Genomic DNA, 24,748 nt, shown 5'->3' with positions numbered 1-24,748 from the left:
ATGCGCGATGACGTTCCTCTTCAATTCCGACGCAAAACGCGGTGCGATTTTCGCCAAAGCTTTTTCGCGTGAGCTTGCGGACGTTCCCTTCGCCACGGATGCGGCGGCGGTCGATCCGGATGCGGTGCGCTACCTGATCACCTGGACGGTTCCCGAAGATCTCTCGCGCTATCGCAACCTTGAAATCCTTTTCTCGATCGGCGCCGGCGTCGACCAGTTCCGCATCGAGGCCGTGCCGCCGCATGTGAAGGTCGTGCGCATGATCGAGGACGGCATCGTCCGGATGATGCAGGAATATGTGACACTTGCCGTGCTCGCGCTCCATCGCAACCTGCCGGCCTATCTGGCCCAGCAGCGCAGCGAACATTGGCGGGCCATTTCACCGGTCCAGGCTTCGGAACGCCGCATCGGCGTGCTCGGCCTCGGCATGCTCGGCACCGCGGTGCTCGAACGATTGAAGCCCTTCGGCTTTCCGCTATCCGGCTGGAGCCGCAGCGCGCGCCAACTCGAGGGTGTCAGATGCCTGCACGGTACTGACGGTCTCGACAGTCTGTTGGGCTATACCGACATCCTCATCTGTCTACTGCCTTTAACCGACGAGACGCGCGGCTTTCTCAATGCCGCCCTCTTCGCCAAGCTCCCGGCCGGCGCGGCACTTGTTCATGTCGGCCGCGGGCCGCAGCTCGATCATGAAGCGTTGATCGGGGCGCTCGATAGCGGCCATCTCTCTGGTGCTGTCATCGACGTCACCGATCCCGAACCGCTGCTAACGGGTCATCCCTTCTGGAGTCACCCGAAAATCCTGCTGACGCCGCACATAGCAAGCGTCACCCAACCCGAAACAGCCGCCGAGGCCGTGATCGAGAACATCAAGCGTCATCGGGCCGGACTTGATCCCAGCGGCCTCATCGATCGCGGCCGCGGCTATTAAGCTCTCAATCCTAGGAAAGGAAAATCATGTCCCTCTTGAAGAACATCGACACCAATCCCTCTTTCCCGCCGCGCGAGTCCGGTCCCCTTCCGGAACGCCTGATCTCCGGCAGTCCCTCCTTTAGGACCTGGGCTCAAGACGTCGCACGGGGCGAGATGATCCATACAGGCGTCTGGGAGGCAACCCCCGGAGAGACGCGCTCGATTAAGGGCGAGACATTCGAATTCTGCCATATCCTCTCCGGTGTCGTCGAACTCACGCCGGAAGGTGGCGGGCCGGTCGTCTACAAAGCCGGTGACAGCTTTGTCATGAAGCCGGGGTTTGTCGGTGTCTGGAAGACGATCGAGACCGTACGCAAGATCTACGTGACGGTCATGTAGTGCCCGCCGCGCGGTCCGATCGAGGCCCTTGATACAGGCCTATCGGCCACGGATCGCGCTCGAACTGGTTTCGGCGAAAACTTGCTGGCAACTGGCATCCTCGCCCACCACGGCACGCTCGCGGTTTTCAGGCGTGTCGTCTCTTCTCCAGCCTGTCAATCGCTTTCTGGTGCCCCTGTCGGATTGCCCGCGCATCGCCGATACGTCACCGACCGGCCCATCTCAGCCTCCGAAGATTTCGCTGTTCCGTCACCGAAAACGTAATTTTCCACCGTCGCCGCATCGCCACTCGATGCATGCTGCTCGGGTTCTTCCGGTAGCCTCGCATGAGCTTATCCGAGGACCCGCTATGACTCTCAGCTTTGACCCCGACACTCTTCCCCTGCCCGTCGGGCACTTCATCGGCGACCGGCTGATCCCTGCCGAGGGCGTTATCGACATGCATCGTCCCTCCGACGGCAAGGCCTATGCCGGCTGCCCTCTTGCAGACGAAAGTCTCGTCGACCGCGCCGTCGAAACCGCCAAGAATGCGCTGAAGACGAGCAACTGGGGCGGCGTGCGTCCGCGCGAGCGCACAGTCGTGCTGCAGCGCTGGGCCGACCTGATCGAAAGGGAGGCGGAAACCCTCGCCAAGCTCGAGGCGCTTTCCTCGACCCGCCCGGTCGGACACCTCATCGCCGGCGATATCGCCGTCAGCGCCGAGCAGATCCGCTTTTTTGCGGAATTCGCCGACAAGGAAGGCAGCGACCTCGTGCCGACTGACGACAACAATCTCGGCCTGATCATGACCGAGCCCTATGGCGTCGTCGGCGCCATCACACCGTGGAATTTCCCCGTTTCGATGGCCGCCTGGAAGCTCGGCCCTGCGCTTGCCGCCGGCAACGCCGTCGTCTTGAAGCCCTCCGAAATGACGCCGTTTTCGACCGTCTACCTTGCCGAGCTTGCAATCCGCGCTGGCCTGCCGGCCGGCCTCATTAATATCGTGCTGGGCGACGGTCCGGTGACCGGCACTGCCCTCACCGGCCATTCAGACATCGCCAAGGTAAGCTTCACCGGCTCGACCGGCGCCGGTTCGGCCATCATGGCCAATATCGCCCGCACCGGGGTCAAGCCCATGACGCTTGAACTCGGCGGGAAGAGCCCGCAACTCGTCTTCGCCGATGCCGATCTCACCAAGGCGGCGGCAGCGATCGCCCAGAGCATGATGTCTAACGCTGGCCAAGCCTGCATCGCCGGCTCCCGCCTGATCGTGGAGGAAAGCGTTGCTGCGCCGCTGGCCGAGGCGATCGTCACGCGCATGAAGGCTGCGAAGCCGGGTCCGACCTGGGATGAGGCGAGCGAGTACTCGCCGATCATCTCGAAGCGCCAGTTGAACCGCATCCACGGCATCGTCGAGGCTGCGGTTGGAGCGGGCGGCGAATGCCTGTTCGGGGGCGCCCCAATGGATGCGCCGGGCTATTTCTATCAGCCAACGTTGATGGCCGTGCGCGACAGTTCCTCGCCAGCGATTACCGAAGAAATCTTCGGTCCGGTCCTGACCATGCAGACCTTCGCCGACGAAGAGGAGGCACTGGCTCTCGCCGACCACCCGACCTACGGCCTGGCCGCTGGCCTCTTCACCCGCGACCTGTCTCGCGCGCTACGGCTGACGCGACTGCTGCAGGCCGGCACGATTTGGGTCAACCGCTATAGCCGCTCGCGCGACCACATCCTGCCGACCGGCGGCTACAAGCACTCTGGCGTCGGCAAGGACCTCGGACGCGAGGCGTACCAGGCCAACCGCAAGAGCAAGAGCGTTCTCATCTGTCTGTAGGAGCCCTCCATGAAATCCTATTCGATCGCACTCATTCCCGGCGACGGCATTGGCCAGGACGTAACGGATGCCGCCTGGCAGGTCCTTTCGACTGTCGCCAGGCATTCCGGCTTCTCGCTGACCGGCACGCCCTTTCCCTGGTCCTGCGCCTTTTACAAGGAAACGGGCGCGATGATGCCGACGGACGGCATCGACATCTTGCGCCGCTTCGATGCAATCCTGCTCGGCGCCGTCGGGTGGCCCGCGGAAGTGCCAGATTCCGTCTCACTGCACGGCTTGCTGCTGCCGATCCGCAAGGCTTTCGTGCAATATGCCAATATCCGCCCGCACCGGCTTTTGCCGGGTGTCCAAGGTCCGTTGAAGGCGGAAAATTTTGACATCCTCTGCATCCGCGAGAATACCGAAGGCGAATATTCCGGCGCCGGCGGCCGCGTGCATCAGGGAACGGGCGATGAGGTCGCGGTCGAGACCTCGATTTTCACGCGCACGGGCGTCGAACGGATCCTGCGCTTCGGCTTTGAGCAGGCCCGCCAACGCCGCGGTAAACTCGCTTCGGTGACCAAATCCAACGCCCAGAGACACTCCATGGTGTTCTGGGACGAGATTACGCGAGAGCTCGCTGCGGAATACGCCGATGTCGAGGTGACGAGCTACCACATCGATGCCATGGCCGCCCGCATGGTGATGGCGCCCGAGAGCCTCGACGTCGTGGTCGCCTCGAACCTCTTCGGCGACATCCTGACTGATCTCGGTGCCGCCATTCAGGGCGGGCTCGGCTTTGCGGCTTCCGCCAACATCAACCCCGATCGAAGCGCCCCGTCGATGTTCGAGCCGGTACACGGCTCCGCACCCGACATCGCCCATCTCGGGATCGCCAACCCCGTCGCCGCCATATGGTCCGGCGCGATGATGCTGGACCACCTCGGAGAAAGTGAAGCCGCGCGCATTGTCATGACCGCGCTCGAAGAAACGACCGCCCGCGGGATCGGCACCGTGCCGGGCAAAGACAAAACCGAAACGATTAAGGCAGCGGTGCTTGCCGAGCTCAACTGATCTTTAGAGGAGAGAAATCATGAAGTTGAACGATAGAGAACTTTTCCGGCAAGAGGGCCTCATCGACGGAGCCTGGCTGGCCGCAGCCTCGGGCAAGACCGTCGACGTTTTCGACCCCGCTAGCCGGACGCGCCTCGGCACCATTCCGGACATGGGCGAAGAGGAAACGCGCGCCGCCATCGAAGCCGCCAATGCCGCCTTCGGATCGTGGAAGAAGAAGACGCATGCCGAACGGGCCGCATTACTTGAGCGCTGGTATGCGCTGGTAATCGAAAACCTCGAGGACTTGGCTCTGCTCTTGACGATGGAACAGGGCAAGCCGCTCGACGAGGCGCGCGTCGAGATCCGATACGGCGCTTCGTTCGTCAAATGGTTCGCCGAGGAGGCTCGGCGCATCGGCGGCCACACCATTCCCTCTCCGACGGCCGATCGGCGCATCGTCGTTCTGAAAGAGGCGGTCGGCGTCTGCGCAATCGTGACGCCGTGGAACTTCCCGAACGCAATGATTACCCGCAAAGTGGCACCTGCCTTGGCGGCCGGCTGCACGGTGGTGATCAAGCCCTCGGAGTTCACGCCCTTTTCAGCGCTCGCCCTCGGAGTTCTGGCAGAGCGCGCCGGCATTCCCGCAGGCGTGATCAACATCGTCACCGGCATGCCGACCGCAATCGGCAACGAGTTCATGGCGAACGAAACCGTGCGCAAGATCTCCTTTACGGGCTCGACACGCGTCGGCTCTCTGTTGATGAGGGGCGCGGCCGACAGCGTCAAGCGCCTCTCACTCGAACTCGGCGGCAATGCCCCCTTCATCGTCTTCGACGACGCCGATCTTGATTTGGCGGTCGAGGGCGCGATCGCGTCCAAGTTCCGCAATGGCGGCCAGACCTGCGTCTGTGCGAACCGCATCCTGGTGCAGTCCGGCGTCTATGACGCCTTTGCAGATAAGCTCGGCGCACGCGTTAACGCAATGAAGGTCGGCCCCGGTACGGAACCCGGCATCGCGATCGGACCGATGATCAATGACGCGGCGATCGACAAGATCGACCGCCATGTCGAGGACGCGCTTGCCAAGGGCGCGAAGCTTGTGGCGCGCGGCAGGTCGCTGCCGGAGGGGAGGCAATATAAGGCCCCGATCGTGCTCACGGGCGCCACCACCGAGATGCTGCTTGCCAGCGAAGAGACCTTCGGTCCCGTCGCACCGCTCTTTCGCTTCGAGACGGAGCAGGAGGCAATCGCCATCGCCAACGGCACGCCCTTCGGCTTGGCTGCCTATTTCTACACTGAGAGCCTGAAACGCTCGTGGCGCGTGGCGGAAGCGCTCGAATTCGGCATGGTCGGTCTCAACACCGGCGCCATCTCCACCGAAGTCGCCCCCTTCGGCGGCGTCAAGCAATCCGGCCTGGGCCGCGAGGGCGCCCAGGTCGGCATCGAGGAATATCTCGAGATGAAGAGCTTCCACATCGGCGGACTGGATTAATGCATGTTGCCCAAAAGTGTGCCGCGGCTTTTGGAACATAAACAAGGGATCTGCAGCGCATCGCGTGATTCGATTGAACGCGACGCGCTGTAGGTTGGTCACGACGACTTTGGGTCGAATCGAACCGAAACCTAAAACGTGATCGGTTCCAGGTGTAGAGCGGGATGCGCGCGGGAAGCCGCCCGTGTTTCTTCATCCCGCTCTCAAGCGCGAGAGGCGCTTCAGCTCTTTCGCAAAACCGCTGCGCGGTTGACGCGACGCGCCAGGCTAGATCATCCAAACAAAGAAGGGCGCGGATCTGTCCGATCCGCGCCCTTCTTCCTACCACCGCGTTGTCTACTGGATCCTGTCCAGCATCTTGTAGTACATGCCGACGAGCGGCAGGAACCAGGGCTTGCCGAAATGTCCCGGCACGGCCGGCCATTCGAGCCCCTTCAGCGGGTTGCGATCCGGCCGGTCGAGAATCGCGTCCGCCATAATCATGCCGAGATGCGTCGAAAGCTGCGCCCCGTGGCCGGAATAGCCCATGGCGTACCAAACGCCGTCTTGATAGCCGGCGCGGGGGAATCGGTCCTTGGTCATGTCGACAAGACCGCCCCAGCAATAGTCGATCTCGACATTGGCAAGCTGCGGGAAGATCTCGGCAAGGCTTGCTTTGAGGATCGCGCCGCTCTTGGCGTCCGAATTCTGATCGGAGGTTGCCGAGAAACGTGCGCGGCCGCCGAAAATCAGCCGGTTGTCGGGCGAGAGTCTGAAATAATTGCCGATGTTCATCGACGTGACGCAGGTGCGGTTGCCCGGCATTGTCGCCGCGATTTCCGCCACTGTCAGCGATCGGGTGGCGATGATGAAGCTGCCGACGGCGATGATGCGGCGGCGGAAGTAACCGAAGATCGAAGGCGTGTAGGCGCCAGTGGCGACAAGAACCGCATCCGCGGTGACGCTGCCGAGGGAGGTCTTCAATGTATGCCGGCCGCCCGTCTGCCGATGCTCGGTGACCGCCGTGCTCTCGAAAACCACGGCGCCATGGCGCGTGGCCGCTTCGGCGAGGCCGACGACATACCGCCCCATATGCATCATCGCGCTCTTCTTCGAGAGCATTGCCCCGAAGAAGGGCGAGCCGACCTCCTGCTTCAGATCCTCGGCGCTGAGAAGCGCCGTATCGGGATCGACCTCAGCGTTGACCGCCTCGAAGTTGCGGGCGATCGCCTCGAAATGCTGGGGCTTCGAGGCAAGCTTCACTTTGCCGGCGCGGCGGAAGTTGCAGTCGATACCTTCTTCGGTGATCAGTGCCTCGATCGCGTCGACTGAATCGTCGAACGCCTTGTAGAGCGCAATCGCCCGCTCCCTGCCGAGTTCCGCCTTGGCGGCGAGATAGCTATGGGCGAGCCCGTTGTTCAAGTGTCCGCCATTGCGGCCGGAGGCGCCCCAGCCGACCTTCTCGGCCTCCAGCACGACGACCTTCGCCCCGGCCCTGGCGAGCTGCCGGGCCGCACTGAGGCCGGTGAAGCCGCCGCCTATCACGGCGACGTCGTAATGGCCATCGACCGGGCCTTGCGCAGCTCCGGCAAAGGCCGGGGTCGTATCATGCCAGTAGGACAGGAACTTCATGGCGCACCGCCTTTTCTAAAGACCGACGACGCCCGGCAGGCCGGAGATGTCGGCGATCTCGACATAGCCGTAGTAGGGATTGGCCGGCTCGTGACCGCGATTGACCCAGACTTTGTTCTTGATGCCGAGGTCGTGCGCCGACATCAGGTCGTAGCGGAACGAGGACGAGCAGTGAAGAATGTCCTGCGGACCACAGCCGAGCATATCGAGCATGTATTCGAAGCCCTTAAAGCGCGGTTTGTAGGACTGCGCCTGTTCGGCGGTGTAGACCGCGTGGAAGGGTGCGCCAAGCTTTTCGACATTCGACATGATCTGCGAATTCATGGCATTCGACAGGATCACCAGTGGGATCTCCTTGGCGACCTTGGCAAGCCCCGCCGGCACGTCCGCATGCGGCCCCCACGTCGGCACGCGCTCGTAGACCATCTTCGCAGCTTCCTCGCGGAATTTAATGCCGTTGCGCTTGCAGGTCCGTTCCAGCGAATTGTGCACCACCTCGGCATAGGGCTTCCAGGCGCCCAGGATTTCGTCCAGGCGATAGGCCGCGAAATTCTTGATGAATTCCGCCATGCGCGGTTCGTCGAGTTGTTCGCTGTAAAGGTCGCGCGCGGCTTCTGCCATCTGGAAGTTCGTCAGCGTGCCGTAGCAGTCGAAGGTGATGTATTTCGGACGGAAGGTCGTCATGTGCGTATCCTTGAAAGAAGACGGGACCAGGTATTCTGTAAGGATCATAGGCGCTGCGCCTCCCATCGCCTCGCCTGATTTGGCGGCGTTCGAAGCAGAATCTATCGTATCGAGCGCCGGCTTTGGCAGAAGGTTGTGTGGCCTGCTGGTGGTCAGCGGCGTCTTCCGCCCCGGCGCCCTCCCAGCGCTCTTCCCTGCCAGCATAAGATGCGGCGACCGGTAGGTGCAAAGCTATAAGATACCGCGCGAGCCCAAGCCTTCAGACGATCTGCCGGCCGGCACTCCTTCAGACTTGCGGGCAGAAAATGAAGGAAATGCCATGCAGACAAGTCAGATCGGTATTGCCGCCTTCGGGCCTGAGCATCTTGAAGCCGCCGTCAAGCTCTCCCGGCAGGCCGGCTGGCCACATCGCTTTGAAGATTGGCAGATGGCGCTGACCCTGAGCGAAGGCGTCGTCGCGATAGAGGGCGACCGGGTCGTCGGCACTGTGCTCGTCACCCCTTACAGGTCGGGCTGTGCGACGATCAACATGGTCATCGTCGACGAGGCGATGCGCGGCCGCGGCCTCGGTCGCAAGCTGATGGACGCCGCGTTGCGGCTAGCGGCCGATCGTCCGCTCAGACTCGTGGCAACGACTGAGGGCCTGCCGCTATACGAAAGGCTCGGCTTCCGCGAGACGGGTCGCGTGTTGCAGCATCAGGGCATCGTCGGAGCAATCGCCGAGCCTGGGCAAACGGAACAGGCGACCGCGGCCGACATCGAAGCGATCGTCGCGCTCGACCGCCTCGCCTTCGGCGCCGACCGTGAAGGGATGATTGCCTATCTCGGGAAGGTCGGCAACTTCGCGGTGATCCGCCGGGACGGGCGCGTTTGCGGGTTCGGCGCCATCCGCCCCTTTGGCCGCGGCGAGGCCATCGGGCCCGTCGTCGCCGAAGATCTCGAAGACGCCAAGGCGCTCGTGGCCCACTTCATGTCCACGCGAACCGGCCGGTTCATCAGGCTCGATACCACTGCCGATACCGGCCTTTCTCTCTGGCTTGCCGAGCAAGGACTCGCCCATGTTGGCGGGGGTATCGCCATGATGAAGCCCCCGATCCACCGCGCTGCCGACCCGGCCGCTACCACCTTCGCCCTCGCCAATCAGGCGCTCGGCTGATCCGGAGATCATCATGTACAGCAATTCCCTCATCGAACTCGATCGCGCCCACCTCATCCATCCGGTCGCCTCCTATCGCGGCCATGAAAAACTCGGCGTGCGCGTACTCGCCTCGGCAAAAGGCGCGACGGTCACCGACGCTTCGGGCAAGCAACTGATCGACGGCTTTGCCGGCCTTTGGTGCGTCAATGCCGGCTATGGCCACGAATCAATAGTCGAAGCGGCCGCCCGGCAGATGCGCGAGCTTCCCTATGCGACGGCCTATTTTGGGCTTGGCTCCGAGCCCGCGATCCGCCTCGCCTCGGAACTCGCCGAGCGCGCGCCGGGAGATCTCAACCACGTCTATTTCACGCTCGGCGGCTCCGACGCCGTCGACAGCACGATCCGCTTCATCCGCTATTATTGGAATGCCCGCGGCGAACCGCAACGCGATCGGTTCATTTCGGTAGAGCAAGGCTATCACGGCTCATCGACGGTCGGCGCCGGCCTAACGGCGCTGCCGGCCTTCCACGCCGGCTTCGGCGTTCCCTTCGACTGGCAACACAAAATTCCGTCTCACTATGCCTACCGCAATCCGGTGGGAGAGAACCCGCAGGCGATCATCGAGGCGTCGCTGGCTGCTCTCCGGCGCAAGGTCGGGGAAATCGGCCCCGAGCGTGTTGCCGCCTTCTATGCAGAGCCGATCCAGGGTTCGGGCGGCGTGCTGGTGCCACCCAAGGGCTGGATGAAGGCGATGCGCGAACTCTGCCGTGAGCTCGGCATCCTCTTCGTTGCAGACGAGGTGATCACTGGCTTCGGTCGCACCGGACCGCTCTTTGCCTCAACCGAGGACGAGATCGTGCCGGACTTCATCACCACGGCCAAAGGTCTCACCTCCGGCTATGTGCCGATGGGGGCCGTGTTCATGGCCGATCACGTCTATCAGACGATTGCCGACGGCGCCGGTGCTTCCGCCGTCGGCCACGGTTACACCTATTCGGCGCATCCGGTCAGCGCCGCTGTCGGCCTCGAAGTGCTGAGGCTCTACGAGAACGGCCTTTTGGAAAACGGCGTCACGGCCGGTGCACGGCTGATGGAAGGTCTCAAAAGCCTGAGGGACCATCCCCTTGTCGGTGACGTGCGCGGTCGCGGCATGCTTGCCGCCGTCGAGCTCGTCGTCGACAAGTCAAGGAAGACCCCTTTGCCGGCGACCGCGGAACCGGCGCGCCGCATCTTCGACCGGGCTTGGGAAAACGGCCTCGTCATCCGCGCCTTCGCCAATGGCGTGCTCGGCTATGCGCCGCCGCTCTGCTGCACTGCGGCGGAGATCGACGCGATTGTCGAGCGCACCCGCCAAACATTGGACGAGACCTTGGAAGACCCGGATGTTCGCCAGGCTTTGAGGGCCTGATGGACGACTGACGCGATATATCGCGGAACCGCCATATTCGAAATTTTGTGCCGCGCCACGGCGCCCTTTCGGAGACTCCGGCGCGGCACACCTGCCAAACTCAAATCAAGGAAGGGGCCGGATCCCAGCATATGCGGCCTTTCCAGCAAGAGCGGGGAAAACATCCCGCCGACGGGAACAGAATATTCTTCTTCATGAAGTCGGCGTTCCGACCTGGGACGCGAAAAAACTGGGGAATCGATGTGCACAAGAGCCTGCCCGAATTCAAATACATGACCTTCGACGTCGTCGGCACGCTGATCGACTTCGAGGGCGGCCTCAAGGATTGCCTCGCCGGCATCGCCGCCGAGGCCAGTGTCGCCATCGATGGCGAGGAGGCGCTGAGCCTCTACCGCGCGGCGCGCTACTCCAAGGACGCCGACCTCTTCCCGGACGATCTGGTGCGTGTCTATCTTGAAATCGCGCCGAAGCTCGGCCTTCCGACTGAGCGGAAATATGGCGAGCGTCTCAGGGACTCCGCCGGGAACTGGAGGGCGTTCGAAGACAGCACGGAAGCGCTGGCGCGCCTTGCGAAGAATTACCGGCTTGTCGCTATGACCAATGCGCGCCGCTGGGCCTTCGATTTCTTCGCGAAAGAACTGGGTGATCCCTTCTACGCCGCCTTCACCGCAGACGATACCAGTACCGAAAAACCTGACCCCGCCTTCTTTCAGAGGGTTTTCGACTTCATCGGCTCGGAAGGCAATTCGAAGGACGACGTCCTGCACGTCGCCCAGAGCCAGTACCACGACATCGGCATTTCGCGGAAGCTTGGGCTGACCAATTGCTGGATCGAGCGGCGCCACGCGCAGAAAGGTTACGGCGGCACCATAGAGCCGGCCGAGTTCACCGAGCCCGACTACCACTTCACCTCCATGGCCGACCTTGCCGATGCCGTGGCCGTCGCACGTAGCTGACCAGTTCACCGGATTGGGTCTAAGCCCACGGAAGACGGGCAGCCCGCCAACAGACGAAAAGGGGAATGACATGAACGACAAGATCACCAATTGGACCAGATCCGACGACACCATGGTAGAAAACGCCATCCGCCGCGGAGCAACGCGCCGTGAACTGCTGCAGATGATGCTCGCCGGTGGCGTTGCCCTCTCCGCCAGCAGTCTAGTGCTCGGCCGCGCCTCCAACGCGGTTGCCGCAACGCCGGTCTCCGGCGGGGCGCTCAAGGCCGCCGGCTGGTCGTCCTCGACCGCCGACACGCTCGACCCGGCCAAGGCATCGCTCTCCACCGACTATGTCCGCTGCTGCTCCTTCTACAACCGTCTCACCTTCCTCGATAAGAGCGGCACCCCGCAGATGGAGCTCGCCGAGGCGATCGAGTCCAAGGATGCGAAGACCTGGACGGTCAAACTGAGGAGCGGCGTCACCTTCCACGACGGCAAGCCGTTGACCGCCGACGACGTGGTCTTCTCGTTGAAACGCCATCTCGATCCATCCGTCGGTTCGAAGGTCGCGAAGATCGCCGCGCAGATGACAGGCTTCAAGGCCGTGGACAAGCAGACGGTCGAAGTCACGCTCGCAAATCCGAACGCAGACCTGCCGACCATCCTGTCGATGCACCACTTCATGATCGTCGCCGATGGCACGACGGATTTTTCCAAGGGCAACGGCACCGGCGCATTCGTGAGAGAAGTCTTCGAGCCCGGTGTGCGCTCGGTCGGCATCAAGAACAAGAACTATTGGAAGTCCGGCCCGAACGTCGAATCCTTCGAGTACTTCGCGATCAGCGACGATAGCTCCCGCGTCAACGCACTGCTCTCGGGCGACATCCATCTCGCCGCTACAATCAATCCGCGCTCGATGCGCCTGGTCGAAGCCCAAGGCGACGGCTTCGTGCTCTCGAAAACCACCTCGGGCAACTACACCAATCTCAACATACGCATGGACTTGGAGCCCGGCAGCAAACGGGACTTCGTCGAGGGAATGAAGTATCTCGTCAACCGCGAGCAGATCGTCAAGTCGGCGCTCCGGGGCCTCGGAGAAGTCGGCAACGACCAGCCGGTTTCCCCGGCAAACTTCTACCACAATGCCGACCTGAAGCCGCGGGCATTCGATCCGGAAAAGGCGAAATTCCATTTCGAGAAGGCCGGCGTTCTCGGTCAGTCGATCCCCGTGATCGCATCCGAGGCAGCGAACTCGTCGATCGATATGGCAATGATCATCCAGGCTTCCGCTGCCGAGATCGGACTGAAGCTCGACGTTCAGCGCGTCCCGGCCGACGGCTATTGGGACAATTATTGGCTCAAGGCGCCGATCCATTTCGGCAACATCAACCCGCGCCCGACACCGGACATCCTGTTTTCGCTGCTCTACACTACAGAAGCGCCGTGGAACGAAAGCCAATACAAGTCGGAGAAATTCGATAAGATGCTGATCGAGGCGCGCGGCTCGCTCGACCAGGAGAAGCGCAAGGCGATCTACAACGAGATGCAGGTGATGGTCGCCAGCGAAGCCGGCACCATCATTCCAGCCTATATCTCCAACGTCGACGCGATCACCGCCAAGCTCAAGGGCTTGGAAGCCAACCCGCTTGGCGGCCAGATGGGTTATGCTTTCGCGGAATATGTCTGGCTCGAAGCCTGATGAGGCGAACGGTCGGGGCTGCAGCCGCGCGGTTGCAGCTCCGACTCTTTTGGTTTGAAATCTCGAATGCCGAAAGGGAACGCGCGTGAACAACCGTGTCCTATCACTCGTGCTGAGCAGATTGCTCATCGCCTTGATCACGCTGGTGATCGTCTCCTTCGCCGTGTTCTTCGCGACGACGCTCCTGCCGGGAGACACAGCGACGATCCTGCTTGGCCAGGCCGCCACGCCGGAGGCAGTCGAAGGTCTGCGCAAGGCCATGCATCTCGACGACCCGGCGATCTTCCGTTTCCTGCGCTGGATCGTTGGTTTGCTGCAGGGCGACCTCGGCACCTCCTATGCCAATGAGATGCCGGTAGCGGATCTGATTGCGGGGCGTTTCATCAACACCCTGCAGCTCGCGGGCGTCACCGCGCTCTTTTCCGTGCCGATCGCACTGACGCTCGGCATCACCGCGGCGATGCTACGTGGCTCGCTGTACGACCGCGCCGTCACCGTTTTGACGATCGGCGTCATCTCAGTGCCGGAATTCATGATAGCGACCTCCGCGGTGTTAATCTTCGCCGTCTACCTGAAATGGCTACCGGCGCTCTCCTTCGCGAACGAAGTCACCTCGCTGACGGACCTCCTGCGCATCTATGCCATGCCGGTGATCACCCTTACCTTCGTCATCTCGGCGCAAATGATCCGCATGACCCGGGCAGCGGTGATCGAGACGCTCAACACGCCCTATGTGGAGATGGCGTTGCTCAAGGGCGCCTCGCGGCCGCGCATCGTGTTTCGGCATGCGCTGCCGAACGCTCTGGGCCCGATTGTCAACGCGGTCGCGCTTTCGCTCTCATACCTGCTCGGCGGCGTCATCATTGTCGAGACGATCTTCAACTATCCAGGTATTGCCAAGCTGATGGTCGACGCCGTCGCCACTCGCGACCTGCCGCTGATCCAGAGTTGCGCGATGATCTTTTGCCTCGGCTACCTGCTCCTGATCACGGCCGCCGATATCATAGCCATCCTTTCCAATCCGAGGCTCCGATGACAATGACCAGTTCTGAGACCAAGTCTGACCGGATTTCCGGAACCCGGCTCGGCTATCGCTTCAACATCATCGGCATGGTCGGTCTCTCGGTCATCCTTTTATGGGTGTTGATCGCGATCTTCGCGCCGCTGATCATCCCCTACCCTGTCGGCGAGATTGTCGACCTCGATTACTTCGGCCCGATGAGCCGCGACTTCTGGCTCGGCTCCGATTATCTGGGCCGCGACATGCTCTCGCGAATCCTGATGGGCGCCCGCTACACGGTCGGCATCTCGCTTGCGGCAGTTACGATCGCTTGCTTCAGCGGCGTGATGCTCGGCATGATCGCAGCGGTCGCCGGCGGCTGGCTCGACACGGTCCTGAGCCGCTTCCTCGACGCCCTCAGCTCGATCCCGAGCAAGCTGTTCGGCCTTGTGATCGTCGCTGCCGTCGGCTCCTCCATCCCCGTGCTGATCCTCACGCTGTCGGTGATCTATATCCCCGGCGCGTACCGTTTCGCCCGCGCGCTTGCCGTCAACATCAACGCGATGGATTTCATCACCGTCGCCCGCATCCGAGGCGAAAGTACCCTTTATCTGATCCGCTCGGAAATCCTGCCGAACATCGTCGGACCGGTACTTGCCGACCTCGGCATCCGCTTCGTCTTCATCGTTCTCCTGCTCTCCGGCCTCTCCTTCCTCGGCCTTGGCGTCCAGCCGCCCTATGCTGACTGGGGGGCTCTCGTGCGCGAGAACATCGGCGGCCTGCCCTTTGGCGCACCGGCGGTGATGGCTCCCTCCTTTGCGATCGCCAGCCTCACCATCAGCGTCAACCTGCTGATCGACAACCTGCCAAAGAAGATCCGCGATCGGAGCGAATGATGGTTAATCTCGTAGAAATCCGTGACCTGAAGGTCGAAGCCACCACCGATTCCGGCCGACGCGTCGAGATCATCAACGGCATCAGCTTCGACATTGGCGAGGGCGAGATCGTGGCGCTGATCGGCGAAAGCGGCTCCGGCAAGACGACGATCGCGCTCACGCTGATGGGCCATGCCCGCCCCGGCTGTCGCATCTCCGGCGGCAGCGTCTCCGTCGCCGGAAAGGACATGGTGACGCTGAGCGAAAAGCAGCGCGCGAGGGTGCGCGGCACCGAGGTCACCTATGTTCCGCAATCAGCCGCCGCCGCATTCAACCCGGCCGCCACGATCATGGACCAGGTAATCGAGGTCACCCGAATTCATGGGCTTATGTCGCCCGACGAGGCGCGCCTCCGCGCCGTCGAGCTTTTCAGGGCGTTGTCGTTGCCTGAGCCAGAAACGATTGGCAGCCGCTATCCGCACCAGGTCTCCGGCGGCCAGTTGCAGCGGCTTTCTGCGGCCATGGCGCTGATCGGCGACCCGAAGCTCGTCATCTTCGACGAGCCGACGACGGCGCTCGACGTGACGACGCAGATCGAGGTGCTGCGCGCCTTCAAGTCGGTCATGAAGAAAGGCGGCATCGCCGGCGTTTACGTCTCGCACGACCTCGCCGTGGTCGCCCAGATCGCCGACCGCATCGTCGTCTTGAAGGGCGGAGAAACCAAGGAGATCGGCACCACCAAAGAGATCCTCGACGGCGCGAAGCACCCCTACACGCGGGAGCTGCTCGCCGCCTTCGAGCCGAAATCCCGTGGCGCTGCGGGCGCGGCAGAGAGTGGTCCGGCCCCGTTGCTCGAAATCGAAAATCTCGTCGCAGGCTACGGCCAGGCCCAGGCCGACGGCCTGCCCCTGGTGCGCGCCGTCGAGCATGTCAGTCTCAAGGTGGAGAAGGGACGCAACCTCGGTATCATTGGCGAGTCCGGTTGCGGCAAGTCGACGCTCGCGCGCACCATCGCCGGCATATTGCCGGCCGCTGTCGGCAAGATCGTCTTCAACGGCAAGGAACTCGGCCGCAGCGCCCGCGCGCGCTCGCGCGATGAACTGCGCGAAATGCAGATCGTCTTCCAATATGCCGATACGGCGCTTAATCCGGCGAAATCCGTCGAGGAAATCTTAGCCCGGCCGCTTGCCTTCTATCACGGCATGAATGCCAAGGCGCGCAGCGCACGCATCGACGAGCTGCTCGACATGGTGCGCCTGCCGCGCAACCTGCGTCATCGCCGCCCGGGGGAGCTCTCGGGCGGCCAGAAGCAGCGTGTCAACTTCGCCCGCGCACTCGCCGCCGAGCCGAAGCTGATCCTGTGCGACGAGATCACCTCTGCACTGGACACCGTGGTCGCGGCCGCCGTCATCGATCTCCTCAAGGAATTGCAGCGCGAGCTCGGTCTTTCCTACATCTTCATCAGCCATGACCTCTCCGTGGTGGAGGCGATCTGCGACGAGATCGTCGTGATGTATGGCGGCAGAAAGGTAGAGGAAATCACGCCGGCAAAGGTCAAGACACCGCAACACCCCTATTCGCAACTGCTCTTCTCGTCGGTGCCGAGGCTCGATCCCACGTGGCTCGATGGGCTCGAACAGGATCCGGAGCTCGTGCGAGCCTATTGCCGGCGCTGAGGCGCCGGCTCATCCCAATCTACTGTCATCGCCTCAGCCCGAAGGCGGACAGAAGGAGACGCGGACGACATCATGCTTTGTCGGGTGAGGCTCCAGAGGAGCGGGCGAAATCGCAAGCGTCGGCCGCGCAAGCCGGCGCAAACCGATCCGAAGATCCTACATCCGAAACAGGCTGGTCAGTGGCATGTGCACCTTGACTATCGGCGACTTCAAGACGACGAAACTGAAATACTTGTCGATGCCGACATCCATGTCGGTGAGGCGCTCCATGATCGTCTGGTATTCGCCGATCCCGGCCGTGACGAATTTTAGAAGGTAGTCGTAGCCTCCTGACACTAGATGGCATTCCATAACGTTGTCGACCTTGTCTATCGCCGCCAGGAACCGGGCAAAGTCGATCTGCCGATGGTTCTTCAGCGTGATTTCGGTGAATACCGTCAGGGTCTGCCCGAGCTTGCTGACGTTGATCTGCGCCGAATAGCCCTCAATGTAACCCTCCGACTGCAGCTTCTTGACCCGCATCAGACAGGGGCTCGGCGACAGGTTAACCAACTCGGCGAGTTCCACATTGGTGATGCGGCCATTCTTCTGCAGTTCGTACAGAATCTTGATGTCGATCCGGTCGAGTTTCATGGCGCGCCTTCCCCTTGCTATGTGGCCAACGGGACAGCAGATTGTGCTGCGACGTTCCCAGCTAGGACCTTAACACACTGGACAGACGTGTCGATTTCGTTTGGCACAATAGGCCAAAGCAGAAAGGGCGGCATTCCCCCCGCAATACGGAATCTTCTGCTGCGCGCCGGCCGCAGTCCGGCAACGCCATTGCGCAATAGCCATTAGACTGTGCTGGTAATCGAGGTCACGCCATGCCCGCACCGCTGAAACTCATCGACACAACGCCGCAGTTGCCCGAAGACGCCGATGCCGTGGTAATCGGCGGCGGCATTGTCGGTGTGTTTGCTGCCTACTATCTTGCCCGCCGCGGATTAAAGGTAGCCGTCGTCGAGAAGGGCCGGATCGGCGCGGAGCAGTCGAGCCGCAACTGGGGCTGGTGCCGCCAGCAGAATCGGGACGCCCGCGAATTGCCGATGGCGACGAAGAGCCTCGATCTTTGGGAGCGTTTCGCCGCCGAGAGCGGCGAGGATACCGGCTTCCGACGCTGCGGGTTGTTCTACCTCAGCAACAACGAAGAGGAACTGGCCGGCTGGGCCCGCTGGCGCGACTTTGCCCGTACGCTCGGCGTCACGACGCATATGCTCGACAGGGCCGAGGCGACCGACCGCGGCCGCGCCACCGGAAAGCCGTGGCAGGGGGGCGTCTTTTCGCCGACCGACGGCACCGCCGATCCGGCAAGTGCAGCACCCGCGGTCGCACGTGCGATCCTCAAGCTCGGCGGCACCGTGCATCAGTCCTGCGCCGCCCGCGGCATAGAGACAGAAGGCGGTCGCCTTTCTGGTGTCGTTACCGAGCATGGCACCATCCGCACGAAGACGGCGATCCTTGCCGGCGGCGCCTGGGCCTCCTCCTTCTGCCGACAGCTCGGCATCCGCTTTCCCCAAGCCGCAATCCGATCATCAATCCTGGCCGTCTCGCCAGGCGCCATCCGCCTTCCAGATGCGCTGCATACGGCCGCCGTTTCGGTGACGCGCCGCGGGGACGGCGGCTACACGCTCGCCATCAGTGGCCGCGGCCGTGTCGATCCGACGCCGCAGCAACTGCGTTTCGCGCCGCAGTTTCTGCCGATGTTCGCCCGGCGCTGGCGCAGCCTTGCACCCGGCGGCATTGAAGGCTTCCGTTCCGGTCATGAGAGCCTGACTCGCTGGCGCCTCGATGCCCCGACGCCAATGGAGCGCATGCGCATCCTTGATCCTGCATTCGATAAAGACACTATTCGCCTCACCCATTCGCGCGCGCTCGACCTCCTGCCCGACCTTAAGAACACCAGCATCACCGCCGCATGGGCGGGTTATATCGACAGCACGCCGGACGGTGTGCCTGGCATCGGCGAAATCGCCGCCATACCGGGGTTCATCCTCGCCGCCGGCTTCAGCGGGCACGGCTTCGGCATTGGTCCTGGCGCCGGTCACCTGATCGCCGACATCGTCACTGGTGACGAGCCAATCGTCGACCCAAGCGCGTACCATCCGGACCGCTTCCGAAAATCTGCCTGGGGTAAGGTCGCCGATTTCTAGGGAGGCGGGGCCCGAGGTGCTGTGGCCTGCGATCATGGATGACTTTCGCCTGGCGGTCATCTAGAGCAGCTCGATTTCTCGAGTGCGCTCCAGAGACCACGGCCAGTGGTTCCCTTCGATACATTATGCGATCCACAATTGGGTTCACATGGGCATGCTGCACCGGGAGACTGCCTTGCGGCGTTGAGTAGCAGTGTTGCATGAAACGCGGGTTCCCCTGAAGCTGTTGAGGTCTATCGTTTCATTTGAGGGCGACCCGTCCTATAATCCTGTGGGTTTAGGCCGAACCAATGGACCGCAAGCTTTCCGCCATCCTCGCCGCTGATGTCGTGGGCTATTCCGCGCTGATGGAACGCGACGAGGCTGGCACATTCGAGCGCCTTCGGGCCGGACGCAAGGAACTGTTTGAACCGGAGATTGCCCGCCATCACGGCCAGATTTTCAAGCTAATGGGCGACGGGATGCTCGCCGAATTTGGCAGCGTGGTGGACGCCGTGGAATGCGCCGTCTCGCTGCAGCGCGGGCTGGCGGAACGGAATGCCGCCGTTCCCGAGGACCAGTGGATCCACGTCAGGATTGGGATCAATCTCGGCGAGGTGATTGTCGAGGGCGAGGACCGGTATGGCAAGGACGTCAATGTCGCGGCCAGGCTGCAGCAACTGGCTGAACCGGGCGGCATCTGTGTCTCGGGAAAGGTCGTCAGAGAGGTTGAGAAGAAGCTGGCTTTCGGCCTCGAGCCGATGGGCGAGCAGAGGGTGAAGAATATGGCCGAACCGGTGCAGGCTTTCCGGGTCATCCTTGAGGGACAAGCCCCACGCCAACCAGCGCGGTCATCGCCTCCGCGCTGGGTTTGGGCAGCAGCAGCCGTGCCAGTCCTTATTCTGGTTTTGGCGGGGACGATCTGGCAATTCTGGCCAACCGCGACAGGAAGCGGCAAACCGTCGGTAGCGGTGCTGCCGTTCGACGACTACGGCGGCGACGAGGCGACCGAACGCCTCGCCGATGGCCTCACCGAGGACATAATCACCGATCTGGCGGGGTTCCCTGAATTTCAGGTAATCGCTCGTAACTCGACTGAACAATACCGAGACAAGCCAGCCGGGCCGAGTGAAGTGGGTAAGGCGCTTGGCGCAGGATTTGTGGTCGAGGGCTCCATTCAGCGTCAGACTGACCGCGTAAGAATTACGGCGCAGCTCATCGACGCCAAAACGGGCAAACATCTTTGGTCGCAGCGCTGGGACCGGCCGGACGAGGACTTGTTCGCAATCCAGATCGAAATTTCCGCGCAGATTGCGAACCGCCTCGGCGGCGGCGCAGGTTTGGTCCAGGAGGCGGGCCGCATCACCGCCCACCGAAAGCCGCCCGAAAATCTCAATGCCTACGAACTTTATCTGCTCGGCACCGAAAAGCTCGAGCAAGTTAATCAGGCGGATGCCGAGGAGGCCGTCAGGCTACTCACCCGCGCGGTCGAACTGGACCCCGGCCTTGCCCGCGCCTGGGTCGAACTTAGCCATTCCCATGGTGTCTTGATCGGTTTTGGGGTTGAACCCGAGAAGAACCGGACTCTCTCTGCCGAGGCTGCCGAGCGCGCCGTCCAACTCGACCCGAGCGATGCCGAGGCGCATGCAGTTTACGCCATGATTTTAGGTGACAGAGGCGAATTCGAACGCGCCAAGGCAGAGTTCGATACCGCACTGCGCCTCGCGCCCGGTCAGTTTGAAGTTCTGACTTTCTATATCGATTGGGCCTCGACCTTCGGCAAGCCTGAGCGCACCGCGCAACTAGTCGACAAGGCGGTCAGTCTCAATCCCGGTTTCCCGATGTGGAGTGCCAGGATTTTCACTCATGCCTACTTCATGGCTGGCCGATATGAGGATGCCCTGCGGATGCTGGACCGCTTGACGCCTGAAAACTATGGAAAGAAACACTGGGTGATGCGTTCTGGCGCGCTTGTGGCTCTTGGCCGAACTGAAGAGGCGAAGGTCTCAGTAACGGACGCACTCAGGCGGTTTCCCAATCTGACCGTCGAGGGATTTGTCAACATTCCCGTATTCAACGAAGCGGAGCGCCAGCGGTTGATCGAAACCATGCGGCTGGTCGGCTTTCCTGATTGCGCCAAGGCGGAAGAGCTCGCGGAGATAAAAAAGCCGCTGCGTCTGCCGGAGTGTGCTTCGCCGCAATCGCGTTGAATGGCGGCCGCGGATGACAAACATCTCGAACGGGCCGAAACGCAACCTCCGTTTCACTGACCGCGAAGGCCCCAGATGTGGCGCAAAGTAGACCTCTGGCTGGCTGGGTGCTGACTTGCTCCAAGAACTTCCGGTCAACACCCCGGATCGTCTACCTCCTGCAACGGGTTCCACCATCGACGTCATCGGCCCGGCGAATAACCAGCCGGGCACGTCCGCACCCGGCTGGCTTTATAGCGGTCGAGATTATCTGGTGCTGTCGATGGTGATCCGCTTGACGTTGGCTCGCGCCTTTTCTGTCTTCGGTAGTGTCACGGTGAGCAGACCGTTCTTGAAGTTTGCGGCGACCCTGCCCTCCTCGACCTGGCCGCCGAGGGACAGTCGCCGTTCGAAGCGCCCGTAGTAGCGTTCGCTGAACCGGCGATCCTTGTCCTCGGTTTCTGATTTGCTTTCGCCGCGAAGTGTCAGCATGCCGTCGTCCAACAGCACTTCGATGTCGTCTGGATCGATGCCCGGAACCTCCGCCAGCACACGGATCTCGTTGTCATTCTCCTCAATCTCCACGTGCGGCCACGAACCACGGAAGGGCGATGGCCCACCGAACGACGATGGCGGGGCGAAGCCGCGGAAGACTTCGTCGAACAGACGGTTGACATTGCGATGCAGCGACAGAAATGGATCCATCTCATCACCGCGATAGCTGCTCGGGAGCTGGCTGCTGCCACGGCTCCACGGGATCAGGTCACGCACATTCATGACTTCATCCTTTCTTCGATTTCTTTGCCTCCTTTTAGGCGCAACTTCTTTCCTTCAGCGTTTCGGCAACTGGCGAGGGTCGAACAGCGCGCGCCCGTGCTAGGCTGCTTCGTCGCCTTCGATCTGCTTCGAAGTTGGCTTCGCCATCTCGGTGTGGATGGCGATCCGACGCGGCTTCATCTCCTCGGGTATTTCCTTCTTGAGATCGATGACGAGTAGGCCATTTTCGAGCCTTGCGCCCTCGACGATCACGTGATCGGCGAGCTCAAATTTGCGCGCAAACGGCCTTAGGGCGAGGCCGTGGTGGAGGTACTGTACCTCCTCATCCTCGGATTTCGCGCCGTTGACCACTAGCATGTTCGATTCATGGGTGATCGTCAGTTCGTGCTCTGCAAAACCCGCCACCGCGATGGCGATGCGGTATGCATCTTCGCCAAGTTTGGCGATGTTATAGGGTGGCCAGTTGTCAGCGTTGAGGCTGGCGTTTTCGAGCAGGTCGAAGAGGCGATCGAAGCCGACGCTCGACCTGTAGAAGGGGGAAAAGTCGGGGTTTGTTCTCATAGCTATATCCTCCGTAGAGCAACATAGGTACGAGGGAGCGCCAAGAAGCTTGGGCTCCCTGACTGGTGTCAACCCACTTGGGCATCGACAAGAATAAGGTGGGGATCATGATGCCTTGCGTCAAGAGGCAGCCCTACCCTCCAAACCGCCCGCGACGTGAAATACTCTCATGAATTCATGCCGGTAGCACTCAACAGGCTAGAGTGCTAAAAAATTTTTGACCCTCTCTTGAAACTCAAAAAACAGGAACCAGATCGAAATGCGCGCGATGCCGAAAGGCTCGGCGTCCCGCGTCGGTTTCGCTCCGAATGCGGCGCGGAACACTTGTTGAAAAATCTGGTTGTCGATGAGGCGAGCGAAATGACGTTCCGTCCCTTGCATGACCGTATCCTGGTTCGCCGCATCGGGGCCGAGGAAAAAACGGCCGGCGGTATCATCATCCCAGATACGGCAAAGGAAAAGCCAAAGGAAGGTGAGGTCGTTGCCGCTGGCTCTGGTGCGCGCGATGAAAGCGGGCAGCTGCGACCACTCGAAGTGAAAGTGGGTGATTGCGTCCTGTTCGGCAAATGGTCGGGCACCGAGATCAAGCTCAATGGCGAGGATGTCTGATCATGAAGGAATCTGAGGTGATGGGCGTAATGGAGGTCGACGCCGCAGCGAGCAATGCGGCGTAGTGCCAATTCGGACCTATGCCAACAAGGAATGCTGACTGAGGAAGGAGTAGAAAAATGGCTGCCAAGGAAGTGAAATTCCATTCCGACGCCCGCGAAAGGATGCTGCGCGGCGTCGACATCCTCGCCAATGCTGTCAAGGTTACGCTCGGTCCGAAGGGCCGTAACGTGGTGATCGACAAGTCATACGGCGCGCCCCGCATCACCAAGGACGGCGTCACTGTCGCCAAGGAGATCGAGCTTGAGGACAAGTTCGAGAACATGGGTGCACAGATGGTGCGGGAAGTGGCGTCGAAGACCAGCGATATCGCTGGTGACGGCACCACCACCGCAACCGTTCTCGCCCAGGCGATCGTCAAGGAAGGCGCGAAGGCCGTGGCTTCGGGCATGAACCCGATGGACCTCAAGCGCGGTATCGACAAAGCTGTCGAAGCTGTGGTCGAGGAACTGCGGCGGAACGCCCGCAAAGTCACCAGGAACGACGAGATCGCCCAGGTTGGCACCATCTCGGCCAATGGGGACATCGAGATTGGCCGCTTCCTCGCAGAAGCGATGGAAAAGGTCGGTAACGAGGGGGTGATCACCGTCGAGGAAGCCAAGACCGCGGTGACGGAGCTGGAGGTCGTCGAAGGCATGCAATTCGACCGCGGTTATCTCTCGCCATATTTTATCACCAACCCGGACAAGATGCGGGTTGAGCTCGAGGAACCCTACATCCTGATCCACGAGAAGAAGCTCTCGAACCTGCAGACATTACTGCCGGTTCTTGAAGCGGGTGTTCAATCTGGAAAGCCGCTGCTGATTATCGCCGAGGATGTCGAAGGCGAGGCGCTCGCAACCCTCGTCGTCAACAAGCTGCGCGGCGGCCTCAAGATCGCTGCTGTCAAAGCGCCAGGCTTCGGCGACCGCCGCAAGGCCATACTGGAGGACATCGCAATCCTGACCGGCGGCACCGCAGTCTCTGAAGATCTGGGCATCAAGCTCGAAAACGTGACCCTCAATATGCTCGGCCGTGCCAAGAAGGTTGTTGTCGAGAAGGAAAATACGACGATCGTCGACGGCGCTGGCTCGAAGACGGAGATTCAGGGCCGCGTTTCGCAGATCAAGGCGCAGATCGAGGAAACCACATCGGACTACGATCGCGAGAAGTTGCAGGAGCGGCTGGCCAAGCTTGCTGGCGGCGTTGCCGTCATCCGCGTCGGCGGCTCGACCGAGGTCGAGGTGAAGGAACGCAAGGACCGCGTCGACGACGCCATGCATGCCACGCGGGCGGCCGTCGAGGAGGGCGTGTTGCCCGGCGGAGGCGTCGCTTTGCTGAGAGCCGTCAAGGCACTGGACAACACGCAGACCGAGAATGCCGACCAGAGGCACGGCATCGACCTTGTTCGCCGCGCGATCGAGGCGCCGGTGCGCCAGATCGCCGAGAACGCGGGTGCCGAAGGCTCGATCATTGTCGGCAAGCTGCGCGAGAGGACCGAATTTGGCTATGGCTGGAACGCGCAAACGAACGAGTTCGGTGATCTTTACGATCAAGGCGTGATCGACCCGGTCAAGGTCGTTCGCACCGCGCTGCAGGACGCCGCCTCGGTCGCCGGCCTGCTGATCACCACCGAGGCCATGGTCGCCGAGAAGCCGAAGAAGGATGTACCGCTCCCGCCGATGCCGGCAGCCGGCATGGACTTCTGACTGCAATGATAGG

General features: G+C 61.8%; 21 protein-coding genes and 1 pseudogene. 16 read left to right on the top strand and 6 right to left on the bottom strand.

The window, feature by feature from the left end; genetic code table 11:
* Window positions 1-7: 7 nt before the first annotated feature.
* The 5 genes from ACTJKE_RS13345 to ACTJKE_RS13325 all read left to right on the top strand — a co-directional run bounded on the left by ACTJKE_RS13345 (window position 8) and on the right by ACTJKE_RS13325 (window position 5,651).
* On the top strand, window positions 8-931 hold the full coding sequence (locus tag ACTJKE_RS13345) for a 2-hydroxyacid dehydrogenase (RefSeq protein ID WP_058328632.1): 924 nt from the start codon (window positions 8-10) through the stop codon (window positions 929-931).
* A gap of 26 nt (window positions 932-957) precedes the next feature.
* Window positions 958-1,311, top strand: coding sequence for a cupin domain-containing protein (locus ACTJKE_RS13340; protein ID WP_058328631.1), 354 nt, complete (start codon window positions 958-960; stop codon window positions 1,309-1,311).
* A gap of 349 nt (window positions 1,312-1,660) precedes the next feature.
* Window positions 1,661-3,124 (top strand): aldehyde dehydrogenase family protein, encoded by a 1,464-nt coding sequence (locus ACTJKE_RS13335; protein WP_440691918.1) that lies wholly within the window; start codon window positions 1,661-1,663, stop codon window positions 3,122-3,124.
* 9 nt (window positions 3,125-3,133) lie between these two features.
* A complete protein-coding gene (locus ACTJKE_RS13330; protein WP_058328629.1) occupies window positions 3,134-4,177 on the top strand; it encodes a tartrate dehydrogenase in 1,044 nt (347 codons plus the stop codon).
* A gap of 19 nt (window positions 4,178-4,196) precedes the next feature.
* Window positions 4,197-5,651, top strand: a complete 1,455-nt coding sequence (locus tag ACTJKE_RS13325; RefSeq protein ID WP_058328628.1) for an NAD-dependent succinate-semialdehyde dehydrogenase — start codon at window positions 4,197-4,199, stop codon at window positions 5,649-5,651.
* A gap of 336 nt (window positions 5,652-5,987) precedes the next feature.
* Here the strand turns inward: ACTJKE_RS13325 and ACTJKE_RS13320 are convergent, their stop codons facing one another.
* On the bottom strand, window positions 5,988-7,262 hold the full coding sequence (locus ACTJKE_RS13320) for an NAD(P)/FAD-dependent oxidoreductase (RefSeq protein WP_058328627.1): 1,275 nt from the start codon (window positions 7,260-7,262) through the stop codon (window positions 5,988-5,990).
* A 15-nt stretch (window positions 7,263-7,277) separates the two neighbouring features.
* Window positions 7,278-7,946 (bottom strand): haloacid dehalogenase type II, encoded by a 669-nt coding sequence (locus ACTJKE_RS13315; RefSeq protein WP_058328661.1) that lies wholly within the window; start codon window positions 7,944-7,946, stop codon window positions 7,278-7,280.
* 319 nt (window positions 7,947-8,265) lie between these two features.
* On the opposite strand from ACTJKE_RS13315, the gene ACTJKE_RS13310 reads away from it, so the two are divergent.
* The 7 genes from ACTJKE_RS13310 (at window position 8,266) to ACTJKE_RS13280 (ending at window position 16,680) form a co-directional block, all read left to right on the top strand.
* The gene (locus ACTJKE_RS13310) at window positions 8,266-9,102 is read left to right on the top strand and encodes a GNAT family N-acetyltransferase (protein ID WP_058328626.1); all 837 of its coding nucleotides are present in this window, start codon (window positions 8,266-8,268) and stop codon (window positions 9,100-9,102) included.
* A gap of 13 nt (window positions 9,103-9,115) precedes the next feature.
* The gene (locus ACTJKE_RS13305; RefSeq protein ID WP_058328625.1) at window positions 9,116-10,492 is read left to right on the top strand and encodes an aspartate aminotransferase family protein; all 1,377 of its coding nucleotides are present in this window, start codon (window positions 9,116-9,118) and stop codon (window positions 10,490-10,492) included.
* Window positions 10,493-10,734: 242 nt separating this feature from the next.
* The gene (locus ACTJKE_RS13300) at window positions 10,735-11,448 is read left to right on the top strand and encodes an HAD-IA family hydrolase (RefSeq protein WP_058328660.1); all 714 of its coding nucleotides are present in this window, start codon (window positions 10,735-10,737) and stop codon (window positions 11,446-11,448) included.
* A gap of 70 nt (window positions 11,449-11,518) precedes the next feature.
* Window positions 11,519-13,129, top strand: coding sequence for an ABC transporter substrate-binding protein (locus tag ACTJKE_RS13295; protein ID WP_113514196.1), 1,611 nt, complete (start codon window positions 11,519-11,521; stop codon window positions 13,127-13,129).
* 85 nt (window positions 13,130-13,214) lie between these two features.
* Window positions 13,215-14,165, top strand: coding sequence for an ABC transporter permease (locus ACTJKE_RS13290; protein WP_058328623.1), 951 nt, complete (start codon window positions 13,215-13,217; stop codon window positions 14,163-14,165).
* A complete protein-coding gene (locus ACTJKE_RS13285) occupies window positions 14,162-15,025 on the top strand; it encodes an ABC transporter permease (RefSeq protein ID WP_057249972.1) in 864 nt (287 codons plus the stop codon). Before ACTJKE_RS13290 ends, ACTJKE_RS13285 begins: the two co-directional genes overlap by 4 nt.
* Window positions 15,025-16,680, top strand: a complete 1,656-nt coding sequence (locus ACTJKE_RS13280) for an ABC transporter ATP-binding protein (protein ID WP_058328622.1) — start codon at window positions 15,025-15,027, stop codon at window positions 16,678-16,680. Before ACTJKE_RS13285 ends, ACTJKE_RS13280 begins: the two co-directional genes overlap by 1 nt.
* 156 nt (window positions 16,681-16,836) lie before the next feature.
* On the opposite strand, the gene ACTJKE_RS13275 is transcribed toward ACTJKE_RS13280, so the two are convergent.
* Window positions 16,837-17,313 (bottom strand): Lrp/AsnC family transcriptional regulator, encoded by a 477-nt coding sequence (locus ACTJKE_RS13275; protein ID WP_057249969.1) that lies wholly within the window; start codon window positions 17,311-17,313, stop codon window positions 16,837-16,839.
* A 233-nt stretch (window positions 17,314-17,546) separates the two neighbouring features.
* On the opposite strand from ACTJKE_RS13275, the gene ACTJKE_RS13270 reads away from it, so the two are divergent.
* Together ACTJKE_RS13270 and ACTJKE_RS13265 are read left to right on the top strand one after the other, a co-directional pair.
* The gene (locus tag ACTJKE_RS13270) at window positions 17,547-18,872 is read left to right on the top strand and encodes an NAD(P)/FAD-dependent oxidoreductase (protein ID WP_440639256.1); all 1,326 of its coding nucleotides are present in this window, start codon (window positions 17,547-17,549) and stop codon (window positions 18,870-18,872) included.
* A gap of 290 nt (window positions 18,873-19,162) precedes the next feature.
* Window positions 19,163-21,061, top strand: coding sequence for an adenylate/guanylate cyclase domain-containing protein (locus ACTJKE_RS13265; RefSeq protein WP_440639254.1), 1,899 nt, complete (start codon window positions 19,163-19,165; stop codon window positions 21,059-21,061).
* Between the two features lie 246 nt (window positions 21,062-21,307).
* Here ACTJKE_RS13265 and ACTJKE_RS13260 read toward each other — a convergent pair whose 3' ends face one another.
* From ACTJKE_RS13260 to ACTJKE_RS13250, 3 genes are all read right to left on the bottom strand, one after another.
* Window positions 21,308-21,817, bottom strand: a complete 510-nt coding sequence (locus tag ACTJKE_RS13260; RefSeq protein WP_058328619.1) for an Hsp20/alpha crystallin family protein — start codon at window positions 21,815-21,817, stop codon at window positions 21,308-21,310.
* Window positions 21,818-21,916: 99 nt separating this feature from the next.
* Window positions 21,917-22,378 (bottom strand): Hsp20 family protein, encoded by a 462-nt coding sequence (locus tag ACTJKE_RS13255; protein WP_440639252.1) that lies wholly within the window; start codon window positions 22,376-22,378, stop codon window positions 21,917-21,919.
* Between the two features lie 198 nt (window positions 22,379-22,576).
* Window positions 22,577-22,759: a hypothetical protein gene (locus tag ACTJKE_RS13250; RefSeq protein ID WP_156436956.1), complete on the bottom strand. Its 183-nt coding sequence runs from the start codon at window positions 22,757-22,759 to the stop codon at window positions 22,577-22,579.
* Between ACTJKE_RS13250 and ACTJKE_RS13245 the strand changes: the two are divergent.
* Window positions 22,739-23,052: pseudogene (locus tag ACTJKE_RS13245) on the top strand (co-chaperone GroES). The gene ACTJKE_RS13250 and the pseudogene ACTJKE_RS13245 sit on opposite strands and share 21 nt — an antisense overlap.
* Before the next feature lie 54 nt (window positions 23,053-23,106).
* Complete coding sequence (gene groL, locus ACTJKE_RS13240) at window positions 23,107-24,735, top strand: chaperonin GroEL (protein WP_113514194.1); 1,629 nt, start codon at window positions 23,107-23,109, stop codon at window positions 24,733-24,735.
* Window positions 24,736-24,748 lie beyond the last annotated feature (13 nt).

Source organism: Ensifer sp. 22521 (assembly GCF_052044795.1).
In the GTDB taxonomy this organism is placed as follows: Bacteria; Pseudomonadota; Alphaproteobacteria; order Rhizobiales; family Rhizobiaceae; genus Ensifer.
Note: the sequence above shows the minus strand (reverse complement) of the source record. Positions and strands in the feature narration are given on the sequence as shown.

Bases quoted from the DNA above. Each gene is read 5' to 3' on its own strand.
- ACTJKE_RS13345 (WP_058328632.1), top strand. From the start codon at position 8: ATGACGTTCCTCTTCAATTCCGACGCAAAACGCGGTGCGATTTTCGCC.
- ACTJKE_RS13340 (WP_058328631.1), top strand. From the start codon at position 958: ATGTCCCTCTTGAAGAACATCGACACCAATCCCTCTTTCCCGCCGCGC.
- ACTJKE_RS13335 (WP_440691918.1), top strand. From the start codon at position 1,661: ATGACTCTCAGCTTTGACCCCGACACTCTTCCCCTGCCCGTCGGGCAC.
- ACTJKE_RS13330 (WP_058328629.1), top strand. From the start codon at position 3,134: ATGAAATCCTATTCGATCGCACTCATTCCCGGCGACGGCATTGGCCAG.
- ACTJKE_RS13325 (WP_058328628.1), top strand. From the start codon at position 4,197: ATGAAGTTGAACGATAGAGAACTTTTCCGGCAAGAGGGCCTCATCGAC.
- ACTJKE_RS13320 (WP_058328627.1), bottom strand. From the start codon at position 7,262: ATGAAGTTCCTGTCCTACTGGCATGATACGACCCCGGCCTTTGCCGGA.
- ACTJKE_RS13315 (WP_058328661.1), bottom strand. From the start codon at position 7,946: ATGACGACCTTCCGTCCGAAATACATCACCTTCGACTGCTACGGCACG.
- ACTJKE_RS13310 (WP_058328626.1), top strand. From the start codon at position 8,266: ATGCAGACAAGTCAGATCGGTATTGCCGCCTTCGGGCCTGAGCATCTT.
- ACTJKE_RS13305 (WP_058328625.1), top strand. From the start codon at position 9,116: ATGTACAGCAATTCCCTCATCGAACTCGATCGCGCCCACCTCATCCAT.
- ACTJKE_RS13295 (WP_113514196.1), top strand. From the start codon at position 11,519: ATGAACGACAAGATCACCAATTGGACCAGATCCGACGACACCATGGTA.
- ACTJKE_RS13285 (WP_057249972.1), top strand. From the start codon at position 14,162: ATGACAATGACCAGTTCTGAGACCAAGTCTGACCGGATTTCCGGAACC.
- ACTJKE_RS13280 (WP_058328622.1), top strand. From the start codon at position 15,025: ATGGTTAATCTCGTAGAAATCCGTGACCTGAAGGTCGAAGCCACCACC.
- ACTJKE_RS13275 (WP_057249969.1), bottom strand. From the start codon at position 17,313: ATGAAACTCGACCGGATCGACATCAAGATTCTGTACGAACTGCAGAAG.
- ACTJKE_RS13270 (WP_440639256.1), top strand. From the start codon at position 17,547: ATGCCCGCACCGCTGAAACTCATCGACACAACGCCGCAGTTGCCCGAA.
- ACTJKE_RS13265 (WP_440639254.1), top strand. From the start codon at position 19,163: ATGGACCGCAAGCTTTCCGCCATCCTCGCCGCTGATGTCGTGGGCTAT.
- ACTJKE_RS13260 (WP_058328619.1), bottom strand. From the start codon at position 21,817: ATGAATGTGCGTGACCTGATCCCGTGGAGCCGTGGCAGCAGCCAGCTC.
- ACTJKE_RS13255 (WP_440639252.1), bottom strand. From the start codon at position 22,378: ATGAGAACAAACCCCGACTTTTCCCCCTTCTACAGGTCGAGCGTCGGC.
- ACTJKE_RS13250 (WP_156436956.1), bottom strand. From the start codon at position 22,759: ATGCAAGGGACGGAACGTCATTTCGCTCGCCTCATCGACAACCAGATT.
- groL (WP_113514194.1), top strand. From the start codon at position 23,107: ATGGCTGCCAAGGAAGTGAAATTCCATTCCGACGCCCGCGAAAGGATG.